Raw genomic sequence first — 7,139 nt, 5'->3', positions numbered from 1 at the left:
AGTATACCATAAATTTCTTTTACAGGCAAATATACCTCGGCTCCCGCAAAGGCCGAGGTATCTCTGTAATTTTTTCATTTAGAGCAAAGGGACAATGCCGCCACCGTTCCCAAAATCAGCACAAACCCAATCAAATCCATGATATGAAAACTGGCGCCAAGGAACACCAAAGAAATAATGACTGCCGTGATAGGCTCCACCATTCCCAGCAGGCTGCCCATGAAAGGCCCCACCAGGCTGACCCCCTTCAAATACAGGGAGAATGCCACTGCTGTACCAATGACAACGACCCCCGCCGTCGCCAAAACCGTTCCCATATCATAGGTCACAGCATATCTCCAGGGGCGCACGATAATGACCATAACGATACCTGCGATCAACATGGCATAGCCCACACTGGCATATACCCCATATTTCCGCAGCAAATCTCCGGAAAGCAGGTTATAGGCCGCTGCGCTGGCTGCCGCGCCCAAGCCAAAAAGCAATGCCAGCGTTGTAATACTCATACTGCGGATATCCCCATGGGTACTTATAAAAAACACCCCTGATAATGCACAAAAAATCGCTCCTGTTTCCAATTTATGGGGCAGCCGTTTTTCCCTTAAGCAAACAATCCCTAAAATGATTACAGGTGCTAAGGATTGCAGCACTGTTGCCGTGCCTGCGTTGGAATATTGGATTGCGGCAAAATATGTATACTGACAAGTCAGCATCCCGCCAATAGCAAAAATCAGCAGTCGTTTTTTATCCACGGGATTTTTCCAAACATTCCCCATTTTCTTTTTCGTCAGCAACAGGCCCAGTAAAATCAGCAGAACACCTGCAAAAGTCAGGCGGATTGTAACCAGCCATTCCGCCGTGATGCCCTTTTCCTGAAACAAATATTGCCCGAAGCAACCGGAAAGCCCCCAGCAGGTACCCCCTGCCAGGGTATAGCAAATCCCCGCTGTCCTTTTCTCTTTTTTCTCCATTTCTTTTCACCTCAAAAAGTAGGATAATATATTTTTCGCCTCTTTTCAACAAAGTTAGATGCCTTTTGAAATCTTTTTCGAAGAAAAGCTCCCAAAGCAGCTTTTTGCTGTATCCGGCATAAAAAAACCACCCTCATTAGAGGGTGGTCTTGCTATTTTATAAAAATCAAATTGTATAGCCGCTTGCTTTCAGAGCTGCTACCATTTCTTCGTAGTGTGCTTTGTTTCTTGTTTCTACCACTACGTTTACCACAACGTTGCTTACTGCTACGCCTTTTGCTCTTCTGTCGTGGTTTACATCCAGAATATTTGCGCCTGTTTCTGCGATGATCTGCAGCAGCTGGATCAGCTGACCGGGTTTATCTGCCATCATAACAGAGAATTCTGCGATTCTGCCGTTTTCCTGCAGGCCTTTGTCAATGATTCTGTCCAGAACATTTACGTCTACGTTACCGCCGGATACCACGCAAACAACTTTCTTGCCAGCGATGTCTACTTTATTTGTCATAGCTGCTGCTACAGAAACTGCACCAGCGCCCTCTGCTACCATTTTGTGTTTTTCCAGCAGCATCAGAATAGCGGAAGCGATTTCAGCTTCTGTTACTGTTACAACGCCGTCAACATATTTCATGCAGTTTTCAAATGTCAGGTCGCCGGGTTCTTTTACAGCAATACCATCCGCCATTGTTGCAACGCTTGCCAGTTTTTCGATTTTCTTGTGTTCCAGAGACTGTTTCATGGAAGGAGCGCCTGCTGCCTGTACGCCATATACTTTGCAGTTAGGGTTGATGCTCTTGATTGCACAAGCAACACCGGAGATCAGACCGCCGCCACCGATGGGAACCAGAACAACTTCTGCATCGGGCAGTTTATCCAGAATTTCCAGGCCAACTGTCCCCTGACCAGCCATTACATATTCATCATTGAAGGGGTGCAGGAATGTGTAGCCATGTTCTTTCTGCAGTTCAACTGCCTTTGCAGCTGCGTCATCGTATACACCAGGAACCAGAACAACTTCTGCGCCATAGCTCTTTGTTGCTTCTACTTTTGCCAAAGGTGCACCAGCGGGCATGCAGATAGTTGCTTTGATGCCTTTTTTCTGTGCTGCCAGAGCAACGCCCTGTGCATGGTTGCCAGCAGAGCAAGCGATTACGCCTTTTGCAGCTTCTGCATCTGTCAGGTTAGCTGTTTTTACATAAGCACCTCTCAGTTTGAAGGAGCCTGTCACCTGCATATTTTCACATTTGATAAATACATTTGCGTTGGGGTTGATGAAAGCGGATTCGAACAGGGGTGTTGTTCTTGCTACGCCATCCAGTACTTTTTTTGCATCCTGAATCATTTCCAATGTCAGCATTTTTTCTTCCTCCTATTTCTTTTTCTTATTATATTTTTTCTATCTGTTTCTTTTTTATAACGTTTTCTTTGCAAGGACATCTGTTTGTTTTTGTCCCTCTCTCAAGTACAGGTAAATTATATCCACCTTCCATCCCATAGTCAACGCTTTTTTGCGATTTTTTTAACATTTTTCACGTTTTTGTCAGATATTCCAGTCATTCCGCCGGAGATGCACAACTTTCCGTACACTATAAAATTTTGTCTTTTCCCATTGTGCGTTTTTCCCAAGAACAGCCTTTTCCAGGCAAAAGAAAAGCGCCTGTCGGCGCTTGAAAACGCTCCTGCAGACGCTTATGGTTTCTCTTTTTTTTACAGACCGAAGCCTGACGCTAGGGTCATCTTTGCAATACAGCTTAAGCAGATACGCCGGTTCTGTTGTTTTTGCGCTTCCGGATCCGCTGCAGCGGCTGTCTGTTTTCATTATACACATATTCAGGCTTTGCTTTGCCTGCCACCACATCTTCTGTGATAACGCAGCGTTCCACCGTTGTTTCTGTAGGAATTTCATACATAATGGGGTTGATAAATTCCTCTACAATGGAGCGCAGACCACGGGCACCGGTTTCCCGTTCCATGGCTTTTCTTGCGATGGCTCTCAGGGCATCCTCCTTGAATTCCAGAATGACATCATCCAAAGCAAAAAGATATTCATACTGCTTTGTCAGCGCATTCTTTGGCTCTGTCAAGATGTGTATGAAAGCATCTTCATCCAGATTATCCAGCGTTACCACTACAGGCAAACGGCCGATAAATTCAGGAATCAGGCCATATTTCAGCAGATCCTGAGGCATCAGGCTCTGCAGCAGTTCATCGTTGGTCTTATCCAGTTTGCTCTGCACTTCCGCACCAAAACCGATGACCTTATGCCCCATACGGTTCTGGATGATTTTTTCGATGCCGCCAAAGGCACCGCCGCAGATAAACAGAATATTTGTAGTATCGATCTGGATAAATTCCTGATGGGGATGCTTTCTGCCGCCCTGAGGGGGTACGCTTGCCACAGTACCTTCCAGAATCTTCAGCAGCGCCTGCTGTACCCCTTCGCCGCTGACATCCCTTGTGATAGATACGTTTTCGCTTTTCTTCGTGATCTTATCGATCTCATCGATATAGATGATGCCTCTTTCAGCCCGTTCAATATCATAATCTGCCGCCTGAATCAGCTTCAGCAGGATATTTTCCACGTCTTCCCCAACATAGCCTGCTTCTGTCAGGGATGTCGCATCGGCAATAGCGAAAGGTACGTTCAATACTTTCGCTAATGTCTGCGCCAGCAGCGTTTTCCCGGTACCCGTAGGCCCTACCAGCAGGATATTGCTCTTCTGCAGTTCCACATCCTCTGCTTTTGCGTCCATATAGATCCGTTTGTAATGGTTGTAAACGGCAACGGCCAAGGCCTGCTTTGCCCGATCCTGGCCAATGACATATTCATCCAGCGTTTCTTTGATCTCCTTGGGTTTGGGAACATTCAGTTCTTCGTCTTTATTTGCCAGCACATCGTATTCTTCATCAATGATGTCCGCACAAAGGTCGATACATTCATCGCAGATATACACATTGGGTCCCGCAATCAGTTTTTTTACCTGATCCTGTGTTTTGCCGCAGAAGGAACACCGCAGTTTGTTCATTTCTTCCGTTTTACCTGCCATTTATCCTCTCTCCTTTGTCTGAGGTTTTGTGATCACATCGTCAATCAGGCCATAAGCCTTTGCTTCCTCAGCACTCATAAAGTTATCCCGTTCCGTATCTCTTTCGATTTCTTCGTAGGAACGGCCTGTATTTTCCGCCAGAATCTCATTCAGCTTTTTCTTAGTACGTAAAATATTTTCTGCATGGATGCGGATATCTGTCGCCTGCCCCCTTGCGCCGCCGCTGGGTTGGTGGATCATCACTTCTGCATTGGGCAGAGCATATCTTTTGCCCTTTGCGCCCCCTGCCAGCAGAAATGCGCCCATGCTGGCCGCCATACCAATGCAAATGGTAGATACATCTGGCTTAATATACTGCATCGTATCGTAAATCGCCATACCAGCTGTTACAGAACCGCCGGGGCTGTTGATGTACAGGTTGATATCCTTATCAGGATCTTCCGCCGCCAAAAACAGCAGCTGCGCTACCACGAGGCTCGCTGTCACATCGTTGACTTCTTCCCCCAGAAAAATGATTCTGTCTTTCAGCAATCTGGAATAAATATCATAAGAACGTTCGCCACGGTTGGACTGTTCTACGACCATAGGTACTAAACTCATTATGATTCCTCCAATCTTATATTATCTAAATAGGCACAGTTGCCTGTGCCTACTTAATGGTTCTAATTATTGCATTTCGGATTATTCTGCGTCTTTCAGGATAGCTGTGTCTTCGATCAGCTTCATTGCTGCTCTTACCAGCATATCTTTTCTCAGGGCTTCTTTATCTTCATCCTGAATCATTTCCAGCATTGTCTTGCCGTCGATACCATAGCTTTCGCCGTATTTGCAAACTTCTGCATCCAGGTCTTCATTGGAGATCACCAGATTTTCAGCCGCTGCAATTGCTTCCAGCATCAGTCTTGCGTCAACGCTCTTCATAGATGTATCTTTGAAAGTTTCTCTCATAGTTTCTTCATTTGTTCCCATATACTGATAGTATACATCCATAGACAGACCCTGGCGAACAATGTTTTCTTCAAATTCTCTCATCATGCTGTCGATTTTGTTATCATACATCACCTGAGGAACTTCCATTGTGCAGTTTGCTACTGCTGCATCCAGCAGTTTATCGCCCTGCAGCTGTCTTGCTTTTTCTGTTTTCTCTGCTGCCAGTTTAGCCAGAATATCTGCTTTGTATTCATCCAGTGTGGAGAATTCGGATACATCTTCTGCAAATGCATCGTTCAGTTCAGGCAGTTCTTTGGCTGTAATGCCGTTCAGTTTGATTGCGAATACAGCAGGTTTGCCAGCCAGTTCAGGCGCATGGTAAGCTTCGGGGAATGTTACATTGATATCGAATGCATCGCCGATATTGTGACCTACGATCTGATCTTCGAAGCCTTCGATGAAGGAATGAGAACCCAGTTCCAGGTCATAGCCTTCTGCTTTGCCGCCGTCGAAAGGAACCCCATCAACGGAACCCAGGTAATCGATATTAACAACATCGCCCAGCTGAGCAGCTCTGTCTGTTACTTCTACTTTTCTTGCATTCTGTCTCTGTACTTTTTCCAGTTCCAGCATAACGTCTGTGTCTGTTACTTCAGCGGAAACTTTTTCTACTTCCAGACCTTTGTACTGACCCAGTGTTACTTCGGGTTTTACTGTTACATCTACGATGAATTTTGCGCCTCTGCCGGATTCGATATATTCGATATCCAGTGTAGGTGCGGATACAACATCCAGACCCAGTTCTTTTACTGCTGTCATGTATTCTTCGGGGAAGATATGGTTAATGGCATCTTCATAGAAGAATGCTTCGCCATACTGTGCCTCGATCAGTTTTCTGGGCACTTTGCCTTTTCTAAAGCCGGGCAGGGTCAGATTGTTTTTATGTTTGTTGTAAGCAAATGCCATGCCCTGTTCCAGTACTTCTGCAGTTACTTCAAAGGAAAATTTTACTGCTGTTTTTTCTTTGTTCAATAATGTTGCGTTCATTGTAAGAAGCTCCTCCTTAAAAATATTCGTTTTATGACAACCTTGTCTTATTTTCTGTTCTGCTGCCATGTTGAGATACAGTACACCAAAACTGCACAATCACAGTAGATTATAACATACTGATTTTTGAAAATCTACAGGTAAATGCAAATTTTCCGTAGGTTTTCAGCAAAAAACACGCCTAAAAAACCTCATATTCCGCAGAAAGAAGTTCCGCCTCCGTATTTTTCTCCATAAAATCCAGAATATGCTGTATCATACTGTCGGCATGGCGCCTTTCGTTGGTGACACAGGCAAAGCCAATGACAATGGTCTTATGTTCATCCTGTCTGTCTACCTCTGCCACAGAAACGTTGAATTTATGTCTCGTCTTTTCCACCAGACTTTTTACCACCATCCGTTTTTCTTTCAGGCTTGAAACCCACTCTGCCCGAAAGGTGACTTCACAAGTCCCTACAATCACGGTGCTCACTCCTTTATTTTGCAGCCGCCAACTCTGCCAGCTTTCTTTTCAAGGCGGCATAAGCCTCCTCCGGGTCTTCTATTTTCAACACCGTCTCTTCCATGGGGCACATGCCTGTTTTTGCCCGATTGATGATATATTCCACTTCCTTATCGTAGCTGAAAGCAATGCTGCTATCACGGAACGCCTTCAGGGCATGGGTACTGACAACAGTTCCAAAGGCTGCCGTCACTCCCGCTTTTTCCATCAGAAGAGCTGCCGCTCTGCCGATGACCCGATCTGCCACGCAGGCCCCTTGCAGGGCCGTTTCCTCTTTCTGCAAAAGAGCCATCATCGGTGCGATGCCCTTTTTTTCGGAGGTCACCAAATCCCCATTGGCTAAGACCGCCGCAAAGGTGATCTCCCCCTGCAAAGCCATTTTTGCCTGTTCCAGTCTTTCTTTCTGTTTTTCCGGCTCCATCCCGGCCACCCCTTCCGGTTTTTTATATACAAAAAATCGGTCTTGAAAAATTCAAAACCGATCTTCTCAAGCGCGAGACGAGATTCGAACTCGCGACCCTCGCCTTGGCAAGGCGATGCTCTACCACTGAGCCACTCGCGCATCGTATGCAGTTTTATTGAAAAAGAAGCGCGAGACGAGATTCGAACTCGCGACCCTCGCCTTGGCAAGGCGATGCTCTA

At 45.8% G+C, this 7,139-nt stretch carries 7 protein-coding genes and 1 tRNA gene; all 8 read right to left on the bottom strand.

Features of this window, described 5'->3' with window-relative positions; translation table 11 throughout:
- Positions 1–74 precede the first annotated feature (74 nt).
- Positions 75–971, bottom strand: a complete 897-nt coding sequence (locus ACI39P_RS07810) for an EamA family transporter (protein ID WP_439720101.1) — start codon at positions 969–971, stop codon at positions 75–77.
- Positions 972–1,137: 166 nt separating this feature from the next.
- Entirely contained in the window at positions 1,138–2,328 is a 1,191-nt protein-coding gene (gene ilvA / locus ACI39P_RS07805) for a threonine ammonia-lyase (protein WP_439720100.1), read from the bottom strand.
- A gap of 394 nt (positions 2,329–2,722) precedes the next feature.
- Positions 2,723–4,018: an ATP-dependent Clp protease ATP-binding subunit ClpX gene (gene clpX / locus ACI39P_RS07800; RefSeq protein ID WP_439720099.1), complete on the bottom strand. Its 1,296-nt coding sequence runs from the start codon at positions 4,016–4,018 to the stop codon at positions 2,723–2,725.
- Positions 4,019–4,618 (bottom strand): ATP-dependent Clp endopeptidase proteolytic subunit ClpP, encoded by a 600-nt coding sequence (gene clpP, locus ACI39P_RS07795; protein WP_320791289.1) that lies wholly within the window; start codon positions 4,616–4,618, stop codon positions 4,019–4,021.
- An 81-nt stretch (positions 4,619–4,699) separates the two neighbouring features.
- Positions 4,700–5,995 carry a trigger factor gene (gene tig / locus ACI39P_RS07790; protein ID WP_439720098.1) on the bottom strand — a complete coding sequence of 432 codons (1,296 nt, stop codon included), beginning with the start codon at positions 5,993–5,995 and terminating at the stop codon, positions 4,700–4,702.
- Between the two features lie 181 nt (positions 5,996–6,176).
- Positions 6,177–6,458, bottom strand: a complete 282-nt coding sequence (locus ACI39P_RS07785; RefSeq protein ID WP_439720097.1) for a DUF503 family protein — start codon at positions 6,456–6,458, stop codon at positions 6,177–6,179.
- A gap of 13 nt (positions 6,459–6,471) precedes the next feature.
- Positions 6,472–6,918, bottom strand: a complete 447-nt coding sequence (locus ACI39P_RS07780; protein ID WP_439720096.1) for a DUF1893 domain-containing protein — start codon at positions 6,916–6,918, stop codon at positions 6,472–6,474.
- Between the two features lie 69 nt (positions 6,919–6,987).
- A tRNA-Gly gene (locus ACI39P_RS07775) sits at positions 6,988–7,059 on the bottom strand.
- Between the last annotated feature and the right edge of the window lie 80 nt (positions 7,060–7,139).

It is taken from the genome of Anaerotignum sp. (genome assembly GCF_051877975.1).
In the GTDB taxonomy this organism is placed as follows: domain Bacteria; phylum Bacillota; class Clostridia; order Lachnospirales; family Anaerotignaceae; genus Anaerotignum_A.
The sequence above is the reverse complement of the archived record's forward strand: the minus strand, read 5'-3'. Positions and strand labels throughout refer to the sequence as shown.

What these genes read in the sequence shown, in the direction of transcription:
- ACI39P_RS07810 (WP_439720101.1), bottom strand. Translation starts at nt 971, where the DNA reads ATGGAGAAAAAAGAGAAAAGGACAGCGGGGATTTGCTATACCCTGGCA.
- ilvA (WP_439720100.1), bottom strand. Translation starts at nt 2,328, where the DNA reads ATGCTGACATTGGAAATGATTCAGGATGCAAAAAAAGTACTGGATGGC.
- clpX (WP_439720099.1), bottom strand. Translation starts at nt 4,018, where the DNA reads ATGGCAGGTAAAACGGAAGAAATGAACAAACTGCGGTGTTCCTTCTGC.
- clpP (WP_320791289.1), bottom strand. Translation starts at nt 4,618, where the DNA reads ATGAGTTTAGTACCTATGGTCGTAGAACAGTCCAACCGTGGCGAACGT.
- tig (WP_439720098.1), bottom strand. Translation starts at nt 5,995, where the DNA reads ATGAACGCAACATTATTGAACAAAGAAAAAACAGCAGTAAAATTTTCC.
- ACI39P_RS07780 (WP_439720096.1), bottom strand. Translation starts at nt 6,918, where the DNA reads ATGGAGCCGGAAAAACAGAAAGAAAGACTGGAACAGGCAAAAATGGCT.